The 21,589-nt window shown below is 74.8% G+C and carries 14 protein-coding genes and 1 pseudogene; 9 read left to right on the plus strand and 6 right to left on the minus strand.

Annotated features, from left to right (window positions below; genetic code table 11):
- Positions 1 to 30 precede the first annotated feature (30 nt).
- The gene (locus tag AB0E14_RS16460) at positions 31 to 1,188 is read left to right on the plus strand and encodes an ROK family transcriptional regulator (RefSeq protein ID WP_362417432.1); all 1,158 of its coding nucleotides are present in this window, start codon (positions 31 to 33) and stop codon (positions 1,186 to 1,188) included.
- Between the two features lie 115 nt (positions 1,189 to 1,303).
- Here the strand turns inward: AB0E14_RS16460 and AB0E14_RS16465 are convergent, their stop codons facing one another.
- Together AB0E14_RS16465 and AB0E14_RS16470 are read right to left on the minus strand one after the other, a co-directional pair.
- Positions 1,304 to 2,044: a GntR family transcriptional regulator gene (locus AB0E14_RS16465; protein WP_362417436.1), complete on the minus strand. Its 741-nt coding sequence runs from the start codon at positions 2,042 to 2,044 to the stop codon at positions 1,304 to 1,306.
- 257 nt (positions 2,045 to 2,301) lie between these two features.
- Positions 2,302 to 3,186 carry an RNA polymerase sigma-70 factor gene (locus AB0E14_RS16470; RefSeq protein WP_362417439.1) on the minus strand — a complete coding sequence of 295 codons (885 nt, stop codon included), beginning with the start codon at positions 3,184 to 3,186 and terminating at the stop codon, positions 2,302 to 2,304.
- 115 nt (positions 3,187 to 3,301) lie between these two features.
- Here AB0E14_RS16470 and AB0E14_RS16475 point away from each other — a divergent pair, with 115 nt between their 5' ends.
- Entirely contained in the window at positions 3,302 to 4,132 is an 831-nt protein-coding gene (locus AB0E14_RS16475) for an alpha/beta fold hydrolase (RefSeq protein WP_362417442.1), read from the plus strand.
- A 45-nt stretch (positions 4,133 to 4,177) separates the two neighbouring features.
- On the opposite strand, the pseudogene AB0E14_RS16480 reads toward AB0E14_RS16475, so the two are convergent.
- Positions 4,178 to 5,014: pseudogene (locus tag AB0E14_RS16480) on the minus strand (EamA family transporter); the annotation flags it as partial.
- A gap of 47 nt (positions 5,015 to 5,061) precedes the next feature.
- Between AB0E14_RS16480 and AB0E14_RS16485 the strand changes: the two are divergent.
- The 7 genes from AB0E14_RS16485 (at position 5,062) to AB0E14_RS16515 (ending at position 16,641) form a co-directional block, all read left to right on the plus strand.
- The gene (locus AB0E14_RS16485) at positions 5,062 to 6,600 is read left to right on the plus strand and encodes a PLP-dependent aminotransferase family protein (RefSeq protein WP_362417445.1); all 1,539 of its coding nucleotides are present in this window, start codon (positions 5,062 to 5,064) and stop codon (positions 6,598 to 6,600) included.
- 112 nt (positions 6,601 to 6,712) lie between these two features.
- On the plus strand, positions 6,713 to 8,326 hold the full coding sequence (locus AB0E14_RS16490; RefSeq protein WP_362417448.1) for an alkaline phosphatase D family protein: 1,614 nt from the start codon (positions 6,713 to 6,715) through the stop codon (positions 8,324 to 8,326).
- A 71-nt stretch (positions 8,327 to 8,397) separates the two neighbouring features.
- Positions 8,398 to 9,819, plus strand: a complete 1,422-nt coding sequence (locus tag AB0E14_RS16495) for an SWIM zinc finger family protein (RefSeq protein WP_362417451.1) — start codon at positions 8,398 to 8,400, stop codon at positions 9,817 to 9,819.
- A complete protein-coding gene (locus tag AB0E14_RS16500) occupies positions 9,816 to 12,506 on the plus strand; it encodes a DUF6493 family protein (RefSeq protein ID WP_362417454.1) in 2,691 nt (896 codons plus the stop codon). Before AB0E14_RS16495 ends, AB0E14_RS16500 begins: the two co-directional genes overlap by 4 nt.
- 133 nt (positions 12,507 to 12,639) lie before the next feature.
- Positions 12,640 to 14,049 (plus strand): GNAT family N-acetyltransferase, encoded by a 1,410-nt coding sequence (locus AB0E14_RS16505; RefSeq protein ID WP_362417457.1) that lies wholly within the window; start codon positions 12,640 to 12,642, stop codon positions 14,047 to 14,049.
- 334 nt (positions 14,050 to 14,383) lie between these two features.
- A complete protein-coding gene (locus tag AB0E14_RS16510; protein WP_362417460.1) occupies positions 14,384 to 16,090 on the plus strand; it encodes a DUF885 domain-containing protein in 1,707 nt (568 codons plus the stop codon).
- A gap of 95 nt (positions 16,091 to 16,185) precedes the next feature.
- Positions 16,186 to 16,641, plus strand: a complete 456-nt coding sequence (locus AB0E14_RS16515) for an Lrp/AsnC family transcriptional regulator (protein WP_362417463.1) — start codon at positions 16,186 to 16,188, stop codon at positions 16,639 to 16,641.
- Positions 16,642 to 16,678: 37 nt separating this feature from the next.
- Here the strand turns inward: AB0E14_RS16515 and AB0E14_RS16520 are convergent, their stop codons facing one another.
- From AB0E14_RS16520 to AB0E14_RS16530, 3 genes are all read right to left on the minus strand, one after another.
- Positions 16,679 to 19,687, minus strand: coding sequence for an SMC family ATPase (locus AB0E14_RS16520; protein ID WP_362417466.1), 3,009 nt, complete (start codon positions 19,685 to 19,687; stop codon positions 16,679 to 16,681).
- Positions 19,684 to 20,862 (minus strand): exonuclease SbcCD subunit D, encoded by a 1,179-nt coding sequence (locus AB0E14_RS16525; protein WP_362417469.1) that lies wholly within the window; start codon positions 20,860 to 20,862, stop codon positions 19,684 to 19,686. The genes AB0E14_RS16520 and AB0E14_RS16525 overlap by 4 nt, the downstream gene beginning before the upstream one ends.
- Positions 20,863 to 20,961: 99 nt before the next feature.
- Complete coding sequence (locus tag AB0E14_RS16530) at positions 20,962 to 21,588, minus strand: YigZ family protein (protein ID WP_362417472.1); 627 nt, start codon at positions 21,586 to 21,588, stop codon at positions 20,962 to 20,964.
- Position 21,589: the final 1 nt, after the last annotated feature.

Below are 21,589 nucleotides of genomic sequence, written 5' to 3' on the forward strand. Positions count from 1 at the left end.
ACACATGCGCACGAGCTGGGAGGACACACGGTGGGGCGGCTGACCGGCGGAGATCCGTCGCTGCTGCGGCGGATCAATTCCGCGGTGGTACTCCATGCTCTGCGGGGCGCCGACGCGCTCACGCTCACGGACCTGACCCGGGTCACGGGTCTGTCCCGGCCGACCGTCGAGGGCGTCGTCGAGGGGCTCATCGTCGGCGGGCTCGTCGTCGAGGTCGCGCCCGAGGAGGGCGAGGCGAGGCGCCAGGGGCGCCCGGCCCGGAGGTTCCGCTTCCGTGCGGAGGCAGGGCATCTCCTCGGCATCGAGATCGGCCCGCACCGGGTCGCCGCGCTGCTCTCGGGCCTCGACGGCCGGATCATCGGCGCGGGCTCCCGCGAGGTCTCGGAGTCGGCCCCGGAGGACGAGCGCCTGGAGCGGGTCCGCACGGTCGTCGCGGACGTGCTGCGCAGGACCGGGGTGCCCCGGGCGAACCTGCGGGCTGTCGGCGTCGGCACGCCCGGGATCGTAGAGGCGGACGGCACGGTACGGCTGGGCACGGCGCTGCCCGGCTGGACGGGTCTGGCGCTCGGGGAGCGGCTGCGGCGCTCGTTCAAGTGCCCGGTGCTCGTGGAGAACGACGCCAACGCGGCGGCGGTCGCCGAGCACTGGAAGGGCGCGGCGACCGACTCCGACGACATCGTCTTCGTCCTGGCCGGGCTGAGCCCGGGCGCGGGGTCCCTGATCGGGGGGCGTCTGCACCGCGGGTACGGCGGGGCGGCCGGCGAGATCGGCGCGCTGCACCTGCTGGGGCGCGGGGTCACCCCCGAGCACCTGCTGTCGACCACGGACGAGCCGTTGCACCCGCTGGACGAGCAGGCGGTGGCGGAGGTCTTCGCGCTGGCGCGCCGGGGCGACGCGCGCGCCGAGGCCGCGGTGGAGCGGTTCACGCAGCGCCTGGTCCACGACGTGGCGGCGCTGGTCCTCGCGCTCGACCCGGAGCTGGTGGTGATCGGTGGCTGGGCTGCGGGCCTGGACGGGGTCCTCCAGCCGCTCCGCGACGAGCTGGCCCGCTTCTGTCTGCGGCCGCCGCGCGTGGTCCTGTCGCTGCTCGGCGAGGCGGCGGTGGGGACGGGCGCACTGCGTCTGGCCCTCGATCACGTGGAGGAGCAGCTCTTCGCGGTGGAGGGCACGGCGACGGCGCGCCGCTGACGGGTCCGGGAGAACCGAGGGGCTTGGGGAGAACCGACGAGCCCGTACGGTGCCGCTGGTGGCGGTTCCGTACGGGCTCGTGCGGTGTGCTGGTGGCCTTACGGCATCGGGTCGGTCAGGACGCCATGACCAGGTCGCCGGAGTCCCCGAAGGTGAGGCGGCAGGTGTCGGCGCGGTACGTGGCGACGGAGACCGCGGCCGTGCGGCCCTCGGAGAGGTAGCGGGTGGTGACGACGAGGACCGGGGCGCCGGGGAGGCGGTCCAGTTCCTTGGCGTCGTCCGCGCGGGCCGAGCCGAGCTCCACGGAGCGGTCCTGGCCGTCGAGGGCGAGGCGCTGGAGCTCGCGCAGGACGCTGCGGGCGCGGGCCGGGCCGTTCGGGGTGTCGATCGCGGTCAGCTCGGGGACCGAGCCGGACGGCACGTACAGCAGCTCGGCGGCGACGGGCTGGCCCTGCGTGACGCGCAGTCGGCGCACCACGTGCACCTGCTCGTCGGGGGCGAGGTCCAGGAGCCGTGCGACGGCCGTGGGGGTGGTGTCGAGGGTGGAGTCCACGGACTGCCAGGTCTCTTCGGAGACGCCGGGCCAGACGTGCTGGGTCGTGGAGACGTCGACACCCACGCGCGGCGGGGCGACGGTCGTGCCGACCCCGCGGCGGCGCTGCAGACGGCCCTCCAGCTCCAGCTGCTCCAGGGCCTGCCGGAGCGTGGCGCGGGCGACGCCGAAGCGCGCGGCCAGTTCCCGCTCGTTGGGCAGGATCTCACCGACCGCGAAGTCGGAGTCGAGCGCCTCGCCGATCACGGTCTTGAGGTGCCAGTACTTAGGCTCCGGCACCGATTCCAGCTGCGTGGTCCCCACCCTGATCCTCCGCAATTCGCCGTGTCCCGCGGCGGTTTTCCGCGCCCTTGTTTATTAAAGGTTCCTGCACTAACTCTGCGACCATAGGGCGGCGCACCCACTTGGTCAAGACCAATCCTGACCTCGATGCCCCCGAATGCGGCCCTCTGACGTAGATCGTTCACAGGACGTTCGCACCGTTGTGTGCCCTGCGCAGCAAAGTGCCCCGCCTCCGGGCGGAGGCGGGGCAGCGTGTTGAGCGGGCCAAGCGGACCGGGTCAGGAGGGTGCGACCGCGTGCAGCTTGTCGGGGTTGCGCACGATGTAGACGCACTGGATGCGTCCGTCGCGCACCTCGATCTGGAAGACCGTGTCCGGCTTCCCGTCGACGAGGGCGAGCAGTGCCGGCGCGCCGTTCACCTCCGCGAAGCGGAACTCGAAGAGCGACTCGGCGCCCGCGGCCACGGCCAGCAGGAAGCGGCCGACCTTGTCCGCGCTGTCGATGATCCGCAGCGGCGCCTTGGACTTGCCGCCGCTGTCGCCGACGAGCCTGACGTCCGGGGCGAGCAGGGCGAGGAGCTCGGCCAGGTCGCCGCCGGCCGAGGCGGCGAGGAAGCGCTCGGTGAGGTCGCGGCGTTCGGCCGGGTCGACGTCGTAGCGGGGCCTGCCCTCGTCGACGTGGCGGCGCGCGCGGCCGGCGAGCTGGCGGACGGCGGCCTCGGAACGCTCGAGGGCGGTGGCGGTCTCCGCGAAGGGGAAGCCGAAGGCCTCGCGCAGGACGAAGACCGCGCGCTCCAGCGGGGAGAGGGATTCGAGGACGACGAGGACGGCGAGCGAGACGGAGTCGGCGAGCATGGCCTGCTCGGCGGTGTCGGGGACGGCCGGTCCGTAGTCGGTGAGGACGGGCTCGGGCAGCCAGGGCCCGATGTAGGACTCGCGGCGGGCCTGGGCCTGGCGCAGCCGGTCGAGGGCGAGTCGGGTCGTGATCCGTACGAGGTAGGCCCGGGGCTCGCGGACGTCCTCGCGGTCGGTCGCGGTCCAGCGGAGCCACGCGTCCTGGACCACGTCCTCGGCGTCGGCGGCGCGGCCGAGCATGCGGTACGCCACACCGTGGAGCATGGGGCGGTGTTCTTGGAAGACGTCGGTCAGCGTGTCGGTCACCACTCCCCCATCCCAGCCGATGGATCGGCCCGCTGTCCAGTTCCTTCCGGGCCCTTGAACTCGTATCTACCGAGCGGTAATTCTTGCTGACAGGGTGTCTATGTCAAGGAGCACGCGTATGTCCGCACAGATCTCGTTCTCGATCGAGACCCCCGGGGGTCCGCGCACGGCCTCCGTGACGTACGAGCGCAGGGGCGCGGGCGAGCCGCTCCTGCTGCTGCACGGCATCGGCCACCACTGGCAGGCCTGGGAACCGGTGCTCGACATCCTGGCCGCCGAACGCGACGTCGTCGCCGTCGACCTGCCGGGATTCGGCGCCTCCGCAGCGCTGCCGGAGGGCTGCGCCTACGACCTGGCCTCGGTCGTCCCGGTGCTCGGCGCCTTCTGCGCGGCCCTCGGCATCGAACGGCCGCACGTGGCGGGCAACTCGCTGGGCGGGCTGCTCGCCCTGGAGCTCGGCCGGGAGAAGCTGGTCCGCTCGGTCACCGCCCTCTCCCCGGCCGGCTTCTGGTCGGAGGGCGAACGGCGGTACGCCTTCGGGACCTTGCGGGCGATGCGGGCCGCCGCGCTGTCGATGCCGGTACCGCTGATCGAGCGGCTGTCCCGCAGCGCCGCCGGGCGGACGGCGCTCACGAGCACCATCTACGCGCGCCCCGGGCGCCGTTCACCCGAGGCGGTGGTCGCCGAGACGCTCGCCCTCCGGGAGGCCACCGGCTTCCACCAGACTCTGGAGGCCGGCCGGACCGTGCTGTTCGGCGACGACGTCACCGCCGTGCCCGTGACCGTCGCGTGGGGTACGCGGGACAGGCTGCTGCTGCGCCGCCAGGGCGTCCGGGCCAAGCACACCGTCCCGGGCGCCCGGCTGGTGCGGCTGCCCGGCTGCGGGCACGTCCCCATGAGCGACGACCCGGCTCTCGTGGCGCGGGTGATCCTCGACGGCAGCCGCTGACGGTGCGCGGCGGCGGGTGAACAGCCCGGTCCCGAGAGCCGCCCCCGCCCCGACGAGAAGGCTGCCGACGGCCTGCGGCAGACCGAAGCCGCCGGTCGCGACCAGCGCGGCCGTCAGGGCGGCGGCGACCGGGATGGCTCCGGTGAACAGGGTGGCCCGCTCCATGCCGATCCGCTGGACGCCCATGTAGAAGAGCACGAACCCGACGACCGTGGCGAGGACCGCCTGCCACACCAGCGCGCCCGTCTCCACGGCCGTCGGCGTCCGCAGGAACCCGCCGCCGTCCACGACCAGTCCGAGCACGGCCGACTCGGCGGCCGCGATCCCGCACACGGCGGCGGTCAGCAGCTTCGGCCCGAGCGGCCGGAGCACCGGTACGGCGAGCACGGTGAACCCGACCTCGCCCGCCAGTGCTCCTACGGAGTAGGAGAGGCCGGCCAGGTCGGTCCGCCCCCACCCCTGGACGGTGAAGGCCCCCGCGGCGACCAGCAGGGCGCCGTACAGGACGGGCCTGCTCGGCCTGCGCCCCTCCAGGAGCGGCACGAGCACGGCCACGACCACCGGGGCGCAGCCGACGAGCACACCGGGGACGGCGGGCTCCGCCGTGCGCTCCGCCGCGAGGACAGCCAGGTTGAAGCCCACCATGCCGACGGCGGCGAGCACGGCGAGGCGCACCCATCCGCGGGCGCCGAGCGCCTTCAGCGGCGCGAGTCCGCCGGGACCGAGCAGGGGCAGCAGGAGGAGACAGGCGGCGCCGTAGCGCAGGGCCTGGCCACCCGCGTACGGATAGTCGCCCAGCAGGCTGTTGGCGGTGAAGGAGGCGCCCACGAGGGCGTAGGCGACGGTCACGAGGAGGGCCCCGCGCAGGGAGTTCTGGTTCATGGTGCCGACGCTAGGAAGTCCGCCGGACCGGTTTAAGGTCCACTTCCATGACGAGTTCGGGGACCACTTCGCACCCGGCGGGCGGGCGCCCGGAGCCTTCGGCCGCCTGGGAGTTGCTGGTGACCGCGGCCGGGGCGCCGGCCAGGGGCCGGGGGCGGGCTCTGCAGGAGGCGTTGCGGGACGCGGTGCGATCGGGGCGGCTGACGGCCGGGACACGGTTGCCGTCGAGCCGGGAGCTCGCGACCGATCTGGGCGTCTCGCGAGGGCTCGTGACGGAGGCGTACGAGCAGCTGACCGCCGAGGGGTATCTGCGCAGCGACCGCGGTTCGGGCACGTGGGTCGGGGAGACGGCACGGGCCGCGACCGGGCGGACCGTAAGAGATCCGGCGCCTCGCGCACCGGGCGTGACGGGTGCGTCAGGCGTGACGGGTACGCCGGGTGCGCCGGGTGTGGCGGGTGTGGCGGGTGCGTCAGGTGTGGCGGGTGTCCAGGTGGACTTCCGGCCCGGGACGCCCGACCTCGCGCTCTTCCCGCGCGCGGCGTGGGCGGCGGCCCAGCGGTCGGTGCTGTCCACGCTGCCCCACCGGGCGCTCGGCTACCCGGATCCGCGGGGGCTCCCGGAGCTGCGGAGCGCGCTCGCCGCGATGCTCGCGCGGCGGCGCGGTGTGGTGGCGGACCCGGAGCGCCTGGTGGTCTGCTCGGGGGTCGCGCAGGCGTCGACACTGCTCGGTTTCGTCCTGCGGGCGCGCGGGATGCGCACGGTCGGGATCGAGGATCCCGGCAGCCCGGAGCACGGCCGGCTCTTCGCCTCGACCGACATGGACGTCCGCTGGCTGCCGGTCGACGAGGAGGGGCTGCTGCCCGGTCCGCTCGCCGCGTCGGGGGTCCGGGTGGTGGTGACGACGCCCTCGCACCAGTTCCCCACCGGCATCGCGTACTCGGCGGGGCGCAGGGCCGCGCTCCTGGACTGGGCGCGGACGGTCGACGGCTACGTCCTGGAGGACGACTACGACGGCGACTTCCGCTACGACCGGGCTCCGGTGGGCGCCCTCCAGGGCCTCGACCCGGAGCGGGTCGTCTACACCGGCTCGGTGAGCAAGTCGCTCGCTCCGGGGCTGCGGCTCGGCTGGATGCTCGTACCGCGCGAACTGCACGCCGAGGTCGTGGAGCGCAAGCGGACGATGGACCTCGGCAACCCGGCCCTCGACCAGGCGCTGCTCGCCGAGTTCGTCACGCGCGGCGCCTACGACCGGCATCTGCGCCGCTGCCGGCGCGCGTACCGGGAGCGGCGGGACGTGCTGGTGGCCGCGCTGACGGGGGCCTTCCCCGGCACGACGGTGAGCGGGATCGCGGCCGGGCTGCACATCATCGCGCGCGTGGAGCCCCGGCACGGTCCCACCGCGCGCTTCGTGGAGCGGGCGGCGGCCGCCGGGGTGGCGCTGCGCCCGCTGGAGGAGTTCGGCACGTCCCGGCAGGCCGACGGCGCGGTCCGCCTGGTCCTCGGCCACGCCCATCTGACCCCGTCGGCCATCGCACGCGGGGTGCGGCTGCTTGCCGACGCCTGCGGGAGGCACGGAGAGGGCTGAACGGGGGGCGGGCCCGGGGTGTTCACCCCGGGTTCGTGTGCCCGCCGCCCCCGGCCGTTAGGGATGGGAGGTCACAACGACCCCATCCGGCACCGCACTTGGAGGCGCTTCGATGTCCCACTCCGTCCCCGGACCGACCCCCGCCCGCCGCAGCGTGCTGCGCGGCTCCCTGGCCGCCTCCGCGGCGCTGGCCGTCGGCGGTGGGGCCGCCGCCGGCGGAGTCCTCGGTTCCGCCGCGCCCGCGCTCGCGCTGTCGGGCCGGCCCCGGGCCGCCTGGGGCGTGCAGGCGGGCGACGTCACCGCCTCCTCCGGCCTGGTGTGGGTCCGCTCGGACCGGCCCGCCCGGATGATCGTGGAGACCTCGGCGAGCGAATCGTTCCGGCGTGCGCACCGTCACCACGGGCCGCTGCTCGGACCGGGCAGCGACTTCACGGGGACCACGGCGCTGCGCGGCCTGCCCGCGGGCGAGCAGATCCACTACCGGGTCACGCTCGCTGACCCCGACGACCCGCGCCGCACGGGCGAACCGGTCGTCGGCACCTTCCGTACCGCCCCGGCGCGGCGGCGGGACGGGGTGCGGTTCCTGTGGTCGGGCGACATCGCCGGGCAGGGCTGGGGCATCAATCCCGACGTCGGCGGCTTCCGTGCCTTCGAGGAGATGCGCGGGCTGAACCCGGACTTCTTCCTGAGCAGCGGGGACACGGTCTACGCGGACGGCCCGCTCCAGCCGAGCGTCACGCTGCCCGACGGCCGGGTCTGGCGGAACCTCATGACCCCCGAGAAGGCGAAGGTCGCGGAGACCCTGGACGAGTACCGGGGCCAGTTCCGGTACAACCTGCTCGACCACAACGTCCGCGCGTTCAACGCGCAGGTGCCCTCGATCGTGCAGTGGGACGACCACGAGGTGCGCAACAACTGGTACCCGGGCCAGATCCTGGAGGACGCCCGCTACACGGAGAAGGACGTGGACGTCCTCGCCGCGCGCGCCTCCCGCGCCTTCGCCGAGTACTTCCCCGTGTCCACCCTCCACGCGCGCGGTGACGGCCTCGCCACCCGGGGCCGGATGCACCGCGTCGTGCGCTACGGCCCGCTGCTCGACGTCTTCGTCCTCGACATGCGCTCGTACCGCAACGCCAACTCCCCCGGCCGGCAGGCCGACGACACCGAGGGCATCCTCGGCGCGGAGCAGCTGGCCTGGCTCAAGCGGGAGCTGAGCCGTTCGCGGGCGGTGTGGAAGGTGCTCGCGGCGGACATGCCGCTGGGGCTCGTCGTCCCGGACGGCGCGGCGAACTTCGAGGCGATCGCCCAGGGCGATCCGGGCGCGCCGCTCGGCCGCGAGCTGCAGATCGCGGAGCTGCTCAGGTTCATCAAGCACCGGCGGATCTCCGGCACGCTGTGGCTGACCGCCGACGTGCACTACACCTCGGCGCAGCACTACGCCCCGGAGCGCGCCGCGTTCCAGGACTTCGCGCCGTTCTGGGAGTTCGTCTCGGGTCCGCTGGCCGCCGGTGGCTTCCCGGCGAACGCGCTGGACGCCACGTTCGGCCCCGAGCGGGTCTTCGTCCGGGCGCCGCAGCGGGCGAACGTGTCGCCGATGGAGTCGCCGCAGTACTTCGGCGAGGTCGACATCGACGGCGGGAGCGGCGAGTTGACGGTCCGGCTGCGGGCGGAGGGCGGGACGGTCCTGTTCGGCAAGGTGCTCCAGCCGGGGCGGGTCGGGCAGTAGCGGGGGCCCGTTTCCGCAGGTCCGGAGGGATCCGGAGTCGATTGTCAGTGGTGGGTCCTAGCGTTTTTCCCATGACGCGATCCGTACAGGCGCTCGCCTACTCACGCCCGTCCGCCCTGAGTTCCTCCGGCAGCGGGCGGCTCCTCGGCCTGGAGACCTCCGGTGGGCTCACTCCCACCGGGGCCGAGGCCCATCCCCGGTTCTTCAGCGGGTTCCTGACGTCCCCGCAGGTCGCCGCGCGAGGTCTGCTCGCGGTGGCCGACGTCGCGGCGGCCCGCTACCACCAGCGGATACGGCCGGGTTCGCTGGACCCGGTCGTGACGGGGAACGGCGACCGGCTGCGGTTCGAGTCCTTCTCCGGGTGCGGCGGGGTCTACGCCCGGCTCGACGTGCTGAGCGAGGGCCTCGACGGCGCCGAGACGGGGCACGGCACGACGAACGTCGATGTCAACAACCCGCTGCGGGAAGCCCTGTCCCGGATGACGGGGACCGATCCGCTGCATCTGCGGGTCGGCCCCGAGGAGCTGGCCGTGACGACGCTCGCGGGCGCGGTCGTGGAGAAGAAGGTACCGCTGCCGGACCGCTGGCTGCGCGGTTTCGCGGAGGCCCAGGTGGCCTCGGCGGGCTTCGATCTGCGCGCGGAGCTGACGGGTGCGGAGGCCGTGCGGTTCCTGCGCTCGCTGCCGCGCTCGCAGGGGGCGGGGCGACGCGCGCCGCTCTGGGTGGTCCAGGCGGGGCGGACCCTGCGGCCGACGACCCGGCCGGTTCCGGGGGCGGTCTGTCTTCCGGGGCCCGACCGGCTGGTGGCCCTGGAGCGGGTGTTGCGCCACGCGACGGCCCTGCGGGTGTACGGGCCGGTGCCGGACGGCGTGGCCGCGGCGAGCGCCTGGGAGGTGACGCTGCCCGGGATGCGGCTGACGCTCACCCTCTCGCCCGACTCGGCGCGCGGATTCTCCGGCGAGGGCGGGGTCCTCGAGGCGCTGGCGACGGAGGAGGCCGCGCAGGACGCCGAGCTGATCTCGGTGCTGCTGGCCTGGGAGCCGAAGATCGACCCGGCGGAGCTGGGTGAGCGGTCGGGGCTTCCGGTGGACCGGGTGCGGGCGGCGCTGACCCGGCTCGGCACCGCCGGCCGGGTGGGGTACGACGTGGCCGACGCGGCCTACTTCCACCGTGAGTTGCCGTACGACGCGGATCGCGCGGAGCGGCACAATCCGCGGCTGGTGGCGGCGCGGGCGCTGGTCACCGAAGGGGCCGTGGTGCTCGACGGGGAGCTCGCGACGGTGGCTTCGGGCGAACGCCGCTACCGGGTGCGGGAGTCGGGCGGCGTCCTGAGCTGCACGTGCCAGTGGTGGGCCGACTACCGGGGCCGCCGGGGCCCGTGCAAGCACGCGCTGGCCGTGCGGATGAGCCGCCGGAGTGCCGTGAGCGCGGCGGCGGCCGCCGGCGTGACCGGTGGGACGGCCGGGGTCGAGGCGTTCGGGGGTGCGCGATGAGCGACGGATTCGACGCGGTGGCCTTCAAGGCGCGGCTGACGGCGGCACGGGACGACCGAGCGGTGAACGGGCTGCTGACGGCGGTCCGCGCGGGACGGGTCGACGCCGTCCCCGGGCTGCTGAAGGAACTGGACCCGGGCGACCGGAAGAAGGCCCTGATCGAGCTCAAGGCCCTGCGGACCGAGGTGCGCGGCTGGGACTGGAGCCGCTGGAACCAACAGGTACCGATCCAGAAGGCGCTGCGGGTCGCCGGGGCCGGCTGCCATACGGGCGCGGCGGCGGCGGCCGCCTGGATCGCCGGGCGTGACCTCGCGGACTGGGGCCGGTCCGCGAGCGGGCAGGTCCTGGAGGTCCTGGCCGACCGGGACCCGGCCTGGCTGGGCGACGTCGCGCAGCGGCTCGCGGAGCGGCCCACGGTGGCCGAGAGCGACTACGCCCTGGTGCGGGAGCTGGTCACGCGCGCGGGCTGCGCCGTGCCGACGACCGACGGCTACGTCCTCGGCTGGACGACCGCGAAGGACGGGCAGCGCCTGGTGGAGGACCTGCGCGCCGACCCGCAGACGCCTCTCCTGGTGCCCCGGATCCTGGACATGATCGAGACCCCGGACCGGCTCACGTGGTCCGTGTCGCCCGGGACGCGCGGCCACTGGCCGACCGCGCTGGCGACGCTCGCCACGGAGGGCGTGCTCGACCGGGCGTCCCTCGTGGACGGCTGTGTGGCGCGGCTGCTGCGCGGGGGCAGGCTGCGGGACCTGCGGTTCCCGTTGGCGCTGCTCCAGCTGCTCGAGCCGACGCCCGAGGAGCGGCGCGGCCGGACGGCGGACTGGATCGGGATGGCCGCCGACGCGCCGTCACCGGTCGCCGCGTACGCACAGGAGGTCCTGGCGGGCCTCGCCGCCGAGGGCGAGCTGTCGACGCCGGAGCTGGCGGAGATGTCCGCGCAGGTGCTCTTCCGCACGGAGAAGAAGCTCCTGCGCGCCCAGCTGACGCTTCTGACGAAGCAGTTGCGGGGCGACCCTGGTGCGGCGGCCGAGCTGCTGCCGGTGGTCGCGGACGCCTTCGGTCACGAGGACACCGGGATCCAGGAGCGGGCCCTGAAGCTCGTCGGGCGGTACCTGGCGACGGTGGACGAGCAGGTGCGGGAGGAACTCGCGGGCGCCGCGGCCCTGTTGAGCCCCATGCACCGGCAGGCCGCCGAGGAGCTGTTCGGCGCCTCGGAGTTCGCCGACGACCTTCCGTACGAGGAGACGCTGCCGCCCGTGCCGGAGCCGCGGCGCGTGGCGGGTCCGGCGGCGACGGTCGCGGAGCTGGTGGCGGATCTGGTGACCGTCTCCAAGGGCCGCGTCGACGCCTCGCCGGAGGAGTTCGAGCGGGTGCTGGACGGGCTCGTCCGCCACGCCCACCTGCACCGCGAGGAGCTGACGGCCGCGGTGACGGAGGCCTTCGCCGACGCGTGGTGGGCGGACGGCGAGGTCCACGGTCGCGATCCGTTCGCCCACGAGACGTACGGCGTGGATGTGGTGGCGGCCACCCTCATGGGCCGGGTCCGGGCGTCCCGTGTCCATGCCGCGCGGGTGCGCGGGCACGCCCCCTCGGCGTGCGTGCACAAGGCCTTGGACACGGTGGTCGACGCCCGGCTGTGGGAGGTGGCCGCCCTGGTCTCCACGGACCGGCTGCCGTTCCTGCTCGCGGCCCCCAACTGGCACACCGGAGCGATCGAGCCGTCCGTGCTCGTCGAGCGCCTGCGCGCCTACCGGGACGCGGGTGTCGATCCGGCGCCCGTCGACTTCGCGCAGGCGCTGCTGCGCCTCCGCAAGGGGGACCCGTCAGCGGCCGGGGCGGCCGCTGAGGCCGCCGCGCTGGGCACGAGGGCCGGGGAGCGACTCGCGGAGTGGCTGACGGAGCGGGCCTCCCTCGCCCCCGGCGCCCGGTTCCTCGCCCGGCAGCCGGACGGCACGCCGGGTGGCGTCGCGCTGGTCGACCGGTTCGTCCTGAAGCTCCGGGAGCGGCGGGGCGTACGGGACGAGTTCCCGCCCGCGTTCCGTTGGCTGGGCAGCGCCGAGACCGAGGCCGCTCACCCGTGTCACCGCTGGTTCCCTCAGGGGCCGCACTGGCCGGGCGTCCTGCCGGACGACCGGGAGACGCTGGCGGCGTTCCTGCTGCCCGTCCTCTCGGCCGGGGTGGACTGGGGAGAGCGGGGAGTCACCTGGGGGCTGACGGCGCTGGCCGAGTCGGACGGGCCCGTCGGCGAGACGACCCATCTCGCGCTGGCCGTCGCGCTCGGCTGCCGGCACACCGAGGACCGGCTGACCGCCGTGGACACCCTGCTCGTGCTCGCCGCGCGGGGCGAGCTGGATCCCGGCCTGCTGGGCGCTGCGCTGGCCCGGCTGGTCGGCGAGGGCACGGTGAAGCCCAACCGGATCGCCGACGCGGCCCGTACGGCGGCGGCCACGGGGGCGTACGGCACGGCCTGGGCGGTCCTCGCGCCGCTGCTGCCCTCGCTGCTCGCGGCCGAGAAGCCGGCCCGCGGGCTGGGTGAGCTGCTGGCCGTCGCGGCGGACTGTGTGGAGCGGTCCGGGGCGGCCGGGGAGCCGGCGGGGCTCGACGCGATGGCGGACCGGCGCGGTTCCTCGCAACTCGTCGTCCAGGCGGGAAGGCTGAGGAGGGCGCTGCGGGCCGACTCGTAAGAACAGGGCTTCAGGGCCGATCAGGACCTGACACAACCGGTCGAAATCGACCAGTAAACCCGCAGATCGGCGCTTAACCCGTCAGTCACAAAGCGTTCGTGATCACGCAACACCGTTGGGCCACAGTGTGGTCATGACCGATGTGACGTCCGCGAAGACCGCCCGCCGCCCCCACCACTGGCGGCGGGACCTGATCGAGCTCGCCGCCCTCTTCACGGCCGTGGTGGTGGCCGACACCATCGCCAAGACCGTGGTCCGCGGCGCCGACGGCCCGTACATGCTCGTCTTCTCCGCGATCGCGCTGATCGCCACGGCGACCTTCCACACCTGGTGGGCCAGGCGCCACAGCCATGCACCGCCCGTCGGCGATCCCGGCGGCACCGGGCTCACCCCGCTGCCGCCGGCCACCGAGACCCACCCCGAGGGCGGTGCTTCCGGCGCGCCCGTCGAGACCGCCCTCTGGCGGATGCGGACCACGGTCCGCGACACCCCGGGCAGCCTCGCCGCGCTGTGCACGGCGCTGGCCCGCCACGGGGTCGACATCCTGACCCTGCAGACCCACCCGCTCGCCGAGGGCACCGTCGACGAGTTCCTGCTGCGCACTCCCGGCGCTCTCCAGGCGGGCGAGCTGACGGCGGAGATCGCCGCGGCCGGTGGCCGGGACACCTGGATCGAGCGGGCCGACGCCCACGACCTGGTGGACACCCCCACCCGGCTCCTCGGCCTCGCCACCCGGACCGCGCTCGACGCGGCCGAACTCCCCCTCGCCCTGCGCCAGCTCCTCGGCCGCTGCAGGATCCACTCCCTGCCCGCCGTCTCCCTGAGCGGCCGGCCCACCGGCGAGACCGCCCCCGTCGAGGGCGTCCTGGAGGAGACGGTGATGCGGCTGCGCGACCCGAACGGCGGCGTGCTCACCATCGAGCGGGCCCACCTTCCCTTCACCCCGACCGAGTTCGCCCGCGCCCGGGCGCTCGTCGAACTGGACGCCCGCCTCGGCCCGCGCATCCCCCGCAGCCAGGACGTCCTGACCCTGCCCGAGGGCAACGAGATCACCGTCCGCCGCGCCGACCAGCGTGACCTCGCGGCCGCGCGCGCCATGCACGACCGCTGCTCCGCCCGGACACTCGCCCTGCGCTACCACGGCCCGGTCGCGGACGCCGACCGCTACCTCGACCATCTCCTGAGCCCCCGCTTCGGCCGCACCCTGGCCGTGCAGACGACCTCCGGCCGGCTCGTCGCCCTCGGCCACCTGCTCTGGGACGGCGACGAGACCGAGGTGGCCCTGATGGTCGAGGACGACTGGCAGCGCCGGGGTATCGGCGCCGAACTCCTCGGCCGACTGGTCGCGATGGCCGTCGAGGCCGGTTGCGCGAGCGTCTACGCCGTGACGCAGTCGTCCAACACCGGCATGGTGGCCGCGATGCGGGCCCTGAACCTCCCCCTCGACTACCAGATCGAGGAGGGCACCCTGGTCATCACGGCCCGTCTGGCCACGAAGCCCGCGCCCGCCGCCGTCCGCCGGCTGCAGCTCGGCGAGCGCTGACCACCGGACGCACGACCGACGCACCACGGCCGCCCACGGCCGCAACTTGGCCGGATCCTTCGCATGGCACCCGGGACGACCGGGGAACCGCCGCCGACGGGATCCGGCCAAAGTCGACTTGGGGCTTGCTGCGTGGCCGCCGGTCATGCGGCGGCGGCACCGGCGCGAACTGTTCGGCCCGTCCGTCGAGCGCATGCGCGCGGTGACCCGCGTAGACCGTCGGCGGGTCCCCGTCCGGGGGGCGCGCGAGCCCTCGATCCGAGCGCTCATTTGTCAGCCTCATGAGATCGATCGAGGATGACGCGAGGACCGTGGAGGCAGGAGGATGACCCCCATGCCAGAGACTTCCAGCAGCCCGATGCCCCGCCAGGTCGCCGACAGCTACGTCGACGCGCTCATCGAACTCGACCCGATCACCGGTACCTACCTGGGAGTCGAAGCGAGCGCAGGCCTCCTCCCCGACTTCTCGCCCGCCGGCCAGGAGGCGGTGGCGGAACTCGCCCGCCGCACCCTGGCCCGGCTCGACGAGGCCGAGCGGCTCCCGGGCGCGGACACCGACGCCGAACGGCGCTGCGCCCGGCTGCTGCGGGAGCGCTTGACGGCCGAACTCGCCGTCCACGACGCCGACGAGGGCCTCTGCGCGGTCGGCAACATGCGCTCCCCCGCGCACAGCGTGCGGATGGTGTTCACGGTGGCGCCGACCGAGACCGAGGCGGACTGGGAGGCCGTCGCCCAGCGACTGCGCGGCGTTCCGGCGGCGCTCGACGGCTACCGCGAGGCCCTGGCACTGGGCCTCGAGCGCAAGCTCCTGGGCGGGCCCCGGGCGACCACCACCTTCATCGGCCAGCTGACGGAGTGGGCGGGCGGGGACGACGCCGGGGCGCGGGGCTGGTTCGAGGAGTTCGCGGCCACGGCGCCGGAGTCGCTCCGCGCCGAGCTGGGTGCGGAGCTGGCCTCGGCGGCCCGGGGCGCCACGGAGGCGGTCGTCGCGCTGCGGGACTGGATGCGCGACGTCTACGCCCCGGCCGTCGCCGGCGCGCCCGACACGGTGGGCCGCGAGCGGTACCGGCGCTGGTCGCGGTACTTCAACGGCACCGACCTGGACCTCGACCAGGCGTACGCGTACGGCTGGTCCGAGTACCACCGGCTCCTCGGCGAGATGCGGACGGAGGCGGACCGCATCCTGCCCGGCTCCGGCCCGTGGGAGGCGCTCGCCCATCTCGACGTCCACGGCACGCACATCGAGGGCGTCGAGGAGGTACGGGTCTGGCTCCAGGGCCTGATGGACGAGGCGATCGAGGCGCTGGACGGCACCCACTTCGAACTCGCCGAGCGGGTGCGGAAGGTGGAGTCGCACATCGCCCCGCCGGGCGGCGCCGCCGCGCCGTACTACACGGGTCCGTCGGAGGACTTCTCCCGGCCGGGCCGCACCTGGCTGCCGGTCGACGGCCAGAACCGGTTCCCGGTGTACGACCTGGTGTCCACCTGGTACCACGAGGGTGTGCCCGGCCACCACCTGCAGATCGCGCAGTGGGTGCACGTCGCCGACCAGCTCTCCCGCTACCAGGCGACCATCGGCGGGGTCAGCGCCAACGCGGAGGGCTGGGCCCTCTACGCGGAGCGGCTGATGGACGAGCTGGGTTTCCTGCCCGACGCCGAGCGGCGCCTCGGCTATCTGGACGCGCAGATGATGCGGGCCTGCCGGGTGATCGTCGACATCGGCATGCACCTGCGCCTGGAGATCCCGGCGGACTCGCCGTTCCACCCGGGCGAGGAGTGGACGCCCGAGCTCGCCCAGGAGTTCTTCCAGCGGCACAGCAGCCGGCCGCCGGCCTTCGTCGAGAGCGAGATGACCCGCTACCTCTCGATGCCGGGGCAGGCGATCGGGTACAAGCTGGGCGAGCGGGCCTGGCTGCTCGGCCGCGAGAACGCGCGCGCCGCGCACGGCGACGCGTTCGACGCGAAGGCGTGGCACATGGCGGCTCTCTCGCAGGGGCCGCTGGGCCTCGACGACCTCGTCGAGGAGATCTCGCGGCTCTGACCAGGTGGGACATCCCGCCCGTCGGGTGTTCCGGACGGTGAGAACTCCCCGGCGATCGCTTGATCGCCCGGGGATTCCCCTGCACCATCACGGTCATGACCGTCTTGACCGGATACACCCCGGACGCCACCGACTGGCGCATCCTCGACGCCCTGCAGAGCCAGGGCCGGGCCAGCTTCACCGAGCTGGCCCGCGCCGTGTCCATGTCGGCCTCCGCCGTGACCGAGCGGGTGCGCCGGCTGGAGGAGGCCGGGGTGATCACGGGGTACGCGGCCGTCGTCGACCCGGAGCGGCTCGGTCTTCCGATCCTCGCCTTCGTCCGGCTGCGCTATCCCAACGGCAACTACAAGCCGTTCCACGACCTGATCGCCTCCACCCCCGAGGTGCTTGAGGCGCACCACGTGACCGGCGACGACTGCTTCGTCCTGAAGGTCGCCGCCCGCTCCATGAAGCACCTGGAGGAGATCTCCGGCAAGGTGGGCGCGCTGGGTTCGGTGACGACGAGCGTGGTGTACTCCTCGCCCCTCCCCCGCCGCTCGATCGGCCGCTGATCCCGGGCGGGACGGCACCGGCCCGGCGCCGGCACGCTCAGGCGCCGGTTCCCTTCTGCCGCACCGCCGATCCCGTCCGTTCCTTGACGACCTCCAACTGGGCGGGAATGCGCCGTCGCAGGTCGGCGACGTGGCTGACGATGCCGACGCTGCGGTCCCGCTCGCGCAGCGAGTCGAGGACGTCCAGGACCTCGTCCAGGGTCTGGTCGTCGAGGCTGCCGAAGCCCTCGTCGATGAAGAGGGTGTCGAGGCGGACACCGCCGGCCTCGTCGGTGACGACGTCGGCGAGGCCCAGGGCGAGGGACAGGGAGGCGAAGAAGGTCTCGCCTCCGGAGAGAGTGGCGGTGTCCCGCTCGTTGCCCGTCCAGGCGTCGACGACGTGCAGGCCGAGGCCGGCCCGCTTGCCGCCGGAGCGGGCGTCGGAGTGGACCAGGGTGTAGCGGCCGGAGGACATCCGCTGGAGCCGGGCCGTCGCCGCGGCCGCGACCTGTTCGAGCCGGGCGGCGAGGACGTAGGACTCCAGGCGCATCCTGCGTTCGTTCTCCGCCGAGGTGCCCGCGGTCAGTCCGGCGAGCCGGGCGACCCGGTCGTACTCCGCGCGCAGCGGTCCGAGACGGCGGACCTCGGTGTCGGTCTGCCGGGAGAGGCGGGCCAGTTCGGCGCCGCGCTCACGGACGGCGGCGAGGGCCGAGCCGGCCTCGCGCAGGGCGCGCTCGGCGCAGGTGTGAGCCGCCTCCGCGGCCTCCGGGTCGGCGGGCGGGTGCCCGGCGGCGGCCCGGGTCTCCGGCTCGGCGAGCCGGTCGGCGACGGCGGCCGCCTCCGCCTGCCAGGCGTCGAGGCGGTGCTGGAGCGTGCGGTGCTCACCGTCGTGGAGGAGGGCGGCGGCGGCCTCGTCGGGGGTGTCGAACCCTGCGCGGAACGCGGTGTCGGCGAGCTTGCCGTCGGCCTCCTTGAGGCGGCGGGCGGTCAACTCCACCTGGCGTACCGTCTCTGCGGCCTCGATCAGGACGGCGATCTTCCGCTCCAGCAGGGAGGCCTGCTCGGCGACGCTCGCGGACGCGCCGCGCCCCCGGGCCACTTCGGCCTCCAGGGCGGTCTGCTCCCGGTCGAGCGCCTCGCGCCGCGAGGTCCGCGCGGCGACGCGCCGCTCGGCGTCCCGCTGTGCCGCCACCCGGTTCTCGTACTCGCGCTCGGCCCGTGCGAGGGCTTCCCGCGCGCCGTGGGTCTGGGCGGCGAGCGCGTGCGCCTCGGCGTGCCGGAGCGTCAGCTCCTCCACCTCGGCGGCGAGTTCGGCGACGGAAGGGCCGGCCTCGGGGCCGGCCCCTTCGCGGGCCTCCTCGCGGGCCGCCGCCCATGCCTCGGCGGTGGCGGCCGCCTCGACCTCGGCCGCCGTACGGTCCTCCTCGGCGCGCGTGAAGGCGGCGTACGCGGCGTCCTCGGTGACCCGGTCGACGTGGTCGGCGCCCGTGCGGGCGGGGGCCGGGTGGTCGGCGGAGCCGCAGACCTGGCAGGGGTCGCCGGGCGTGAGCGCGGCGGCCAGTTCGGCGGCGATGCCCTGGAGACGGCGGGACTTGACGTCGAGCCAGCTCTCGTGGGCTTCGTTGCGGTGCTCTCGGGCGGCCGTCAGACGGGATTCGGCGGCGGTCGTCCGCTCGGCGAGTTCGTCCCTGCGCCGGGCGGCGCCCAGCCGGCGGCGGGCCGGTTCGAGCCGGCCCGCGAGGTGCTCGGCGCGGGCGGCGGCTTCCTGGGCGGCTTCGATACGGGTCGCGAGTCCGGCCCGGCGGGGCTCCCAGCCCGAGAGCCAGCCGCCCGCGTCCTGAAGGATGTCGTCGTCCGCGCGGGCCTGCCGGTCGAGGTCCGCGCGCTCCCGCACGACCTCGGCGGCGCGTCGCTCCGCCCGCCGGGCGGACTCGAGGCCGCCCAGCTCCTCGGTCAGCCGTCGCTCCCGGGCGGACAGCTGCTCCGCGCCCTCGTCGGCCAGCTCGGCGGGCAGCCGGCCGAGGCTCCGCTCGCGGGCCGACCGCGCCGACCCGTGGTCGCGCTCCGCGTCGGCGCGCAGGGAGAGGGCCGGGGCCACGAGATCGGCCTTGCGCGAGCGGTCGAGCACCGCCTGGACGCGGTCCCGCTCGGGCCTGCCGGACTCCAGCGCCTCCTGGCGGCGCAGGGTCTCCTCGTACCGCGCCTGACGGGCCGCCAGGTCCCGTTCCCGGTCGAGGGTCCTGCGTGCGGCGGCCTGGCGCGACTCGGCGGCAGAGACCGCCGCGTCGGCGATGTCGAGGGCCTCGCGCGCCTCGGACCGGGCGACGGCGGCCTGGGTCAGGACGGCCTGGGCGAGGCCGGGCTCGCCCGGCCGCTCGTCGACGACCGCCCCGCCCGCGACCTGCGCCGTGCGGTGGGCCAGCGCGAGCAGCCGCTCGTCGCCCTCCCGCACCTGCTGCTCGGCGGCGCGCCGCAGCTCCGCCAGGCGCTCCTCGACGGCCGCGAAGCGGCGGGTGTCGAAGAGCCGTCCGAGCAGCTTGCCGCGTGCCTCCGCGTCCGCGCGCAGGAAGCGCGCGAAGTCGCCCTGCGGCAGGAGCACGACCTGGCAGAACTGCTCGCGGCTCATGCCGACGAGCTGGGTGATCTCCTCGCCGATCTCCTGGTGGGAGCGGCTGAGGGCGGTCCACTCGCCCGTGCGGGAGTCGTGCTCGCGCAGCCAGCTCTGGGCCTTCTCGGTGGTGAAGCCGCCGCCCCGCTTCTTCGGGCGGGGCTGCGCGGGCCGTCGGGTGATCTCCAACCGCCGCTCCCCGACGGTCAGTTCGAGCAGCACCTCGGTGTACGTGCCGGACGGGGCGTGGTCGCTGCGCAGCGAGGTCCCGGGCGACTGCCGGGCGCCGGGCACCGCTCCGTACAGGGCGTAGCAGACGGCGTCGAGGACGGAGGTCTTGCCCGCGCCCGTGGGACCGTGCAGGAGGAAGAGGCCCGCGTCGGAGAGCGCGTCGAAGTCGACTTCCTGGGTGGCGCCGAAGGGGCCGAAGGCGGTGACGGAGAGGCGGTGGAGTCTCACCGGGCGCCCACCTCGCGCTCCGCGGCCGCCGCGTCGACGCGGACGTCGTCGAAGGCGCCGTACAGCACGGTCCGTTCGGTGTCGTCGGGTCCGGCGCCACCGCGCACATGGGCCACGAAGTCCTCCGCGATCTGCTGGTCGCTGCGGTCGCGCAGCCGCTGGGCGTACGAGGCGGACGGGTCGTCCTCGGCGCGCTCGGGCTCGAAGACCAGGTGCAGGGTGTGCGGGAAGCGCTCGGTGAGCCGGGCCATGGGCTCGGCGGGCCGTACCGGGTCGGTGAGCGTCGCCTCGACCCACGCCTCCTCGTGCGCGGCGAGTGCGGGGTCGGCGAGCAGGTCGTCGAGCCGGCCGCGGATGCGGGCGAGGGCGCGGGGGGCGGGGCAGTCCACGCGCTCGGCCGCCTCGATCGCGCCGTCGGGACCGAGGTCGATCAGCCACATGGTCTTGCGGTGGTGGACCTCGGAGAAGGAGTACGCGAGGGGCGAGCCGGAGTAGCGGACGCTCGGGGTGACGGTCTGGCTGCCGTGCAGATGGCCGAGGGCCACGTAGTCGACGCCGTCGAACACCCCGGCGGGCACGGCGGAGACACCGCCGACGGTGATGTCCCGCTCGCTGTCGCTCGGTTCGCCGCCCGCGACGAAGGCGTGCGCGAGGACGACCGAGCGGGTGCCCGCGGGCCGGGCGGCGAGGTCGGCCCTGACCCGGTCCATGGCGGCGGAGAGCACCGCCTCGTGTCCTGCCTTGGCGGCGCCGAGGCGCTCGCGCACCAGGGCCGGCTCCAGGTACGGCAGGCCGTAGAGCGCGACGTCGCCGTGGGCGTCGGCGAGGACGACGGGCGTGCCGACGCCGGCCGGGTCCGTGCGCAGGTGGATCCCGGCCCGCTCGATGAGCCCGGCGCCGACGCCGAGGCGGCGGGCCGAGTCGTGGTTGCCGGAGATCATGACCGTCGGCACCCCGGCCTCGGCGAGCCGGTGCAGGGCGGTGTCGAAGAGCTCCACGGCGGAGAGCGGCGGCACGGCCCGGTCGTAGACATCCCCGGCGACCAGGACCGCGTCCACGTCACGCTCGCGCACCGTCGCCACGAGGTGGTCCAGGAACGCGGACTGGGCGTCGAGCAGGCTCACCCGGTGGAACGACCGCCCCAGGTGCCAGTCCGACGTGTGCAGGAATCTCATGATCCAGGAGCGTATCGGTGGGGTCGGACAACGGCGGTGGCTTCGGGGATTCCGGTCGTCGGGGCCGCCCCGGTCCCGGTGGCGGCCCTGCGATCGCGCTCACGCATCGCCGTACGCCTCGCCGCCCAGCTCCAGGCTCGCGGCGCCGGCCGTCACGTCGGCGAGCCAGCCGCGGAAGGCGTCGACGTCGGCGTCCGGGAGCCCGATCTCCAGGGTGACGGCCTCGCCGTATCGCACCTCGCGCACGTTCCGGCCGGTCGCCCGCAGGTCGTTCTCCAGCTTGCCCGCGCGCTGGTGGTCGACGGTCACGGTGGCGAGCCGGTACCGCTGCCGGGTGAGGGTGCCGAGCGCGTCCAGGGCCTCGCCGACCACGCCGCCGTACGCCCGGATCAGACCGCCCGCGCCGAGCTTCACACCGCCGTAGTAGCGGGTGACGACGGCGGCGACGTACCGCACCTCGCGTCGCAGGAGCATCTGGAGCATGGGGACGCCGGCGGTGCCGCCCGGCTCGCCGTCGTCGCTCGCCTTCTGGACGGCGGCGTCGGCGCCGATGACGTACGCGAAGCAGTTGTGGCTCGCGGTCGGGTGCTCCCTGCGGACGCGCGCGACGAAGTCCTGCGCCTCCTGCTCGGTCGCCACCGGTGCCAGCGCGCAGAGGAAGCGCGAGCGGTTGATCTCGGTCTCGTGCACACCCTCGCGGGCGATCGTGCGGTACTGCTCCTGCATC

The sequence above is a fragment of the Streptomyces sp. NPDC047981 genome, assembly GCF_040653315.1.
GTDB lineage: Bacteria > Actinomycetota > Actinomycetes > Streptomycetales > Streptomycetaceae > Streptomyces.

What these genes read in the sequence shown, in the direction of transcription:
- AB0E14_RS16530 (WP_362417472.1), bottom strand. Translation starts at nt 21,588, where the DNA reads ATGCAGGAGCAGTACCGCACGATCGCCCGCGAGGGTGTGCACGAGACC.
- AB0E14_RS16495 (WP_362417451.1), top strand. Translation starts at nt 8,398, where the DNA reads ATGACGCGATCCGTACAGGCGCTCGCCTACTCACGCCCGTCCGCCCTG.
- AB0E14_RS16515 (WP_362417463.1), top strand. Translation starts at nt 16,186, where the DNA reads ATGACCGTCTTGACCGGATACACCCCGGACGCCACCGACTGGCGCATC.
- AB0E14_RS16505 (WP_362417457.1), top strand. Translation starts at nt 12,640, where the DNA reads ATGACCGATGTGACGTCCGCGAAGACCGCCCGCCGCCCCCACCACTGG.
- AB0E14_RS16490 (WP_362417448.1), top strand. Translation starts at nt 6,713, where the DNA reads ATGTCCCACTCCGTCCCCGGACCGACCCCCGCCCGCCGCAGCGTGCTG.
- AB0E14_RS16525 (WP_362417469.1), bottom strand. Translation starts at nt 20,862, where the DNA reads ATGAGATTCCTGCACACGTCGGACTGGCACCTGGGGCGGTCGTTCCAC.
- AB0E14_RS16475 (WP_362417442.1), top strand. Translation starts at nt 3,302, where the DNA reads ATGTCCGCACAGATCTCGTTCTCGATCGAGACCCCCGGGGGTCCGCGC.
- AB0E14_RS16510 (WP_362417460.1), top strand. Translation starts at nt 14,384, where the DNA reads ATGCCAGAGACTTCCAGCAGCCCGATGCCCCGCCAGGTCGCCGACAGC.
- AB0E14_RS16485 (WP_362417445.1), top strand. Translation starts at nt 5,062, where the DNA reads ATGACGAGTTCGGGGACCACTTCGCACCCGGCGGGCGGGCGCCCGGAG.
- AB0E14_RS16500 (WP_362417454.1), top strand. Translation starts at nt 9,816, where the DNA reads ATGAGCGACGGATTCGACGCGGTGGCCTTCAAGGCGCGGCTGACGGCG.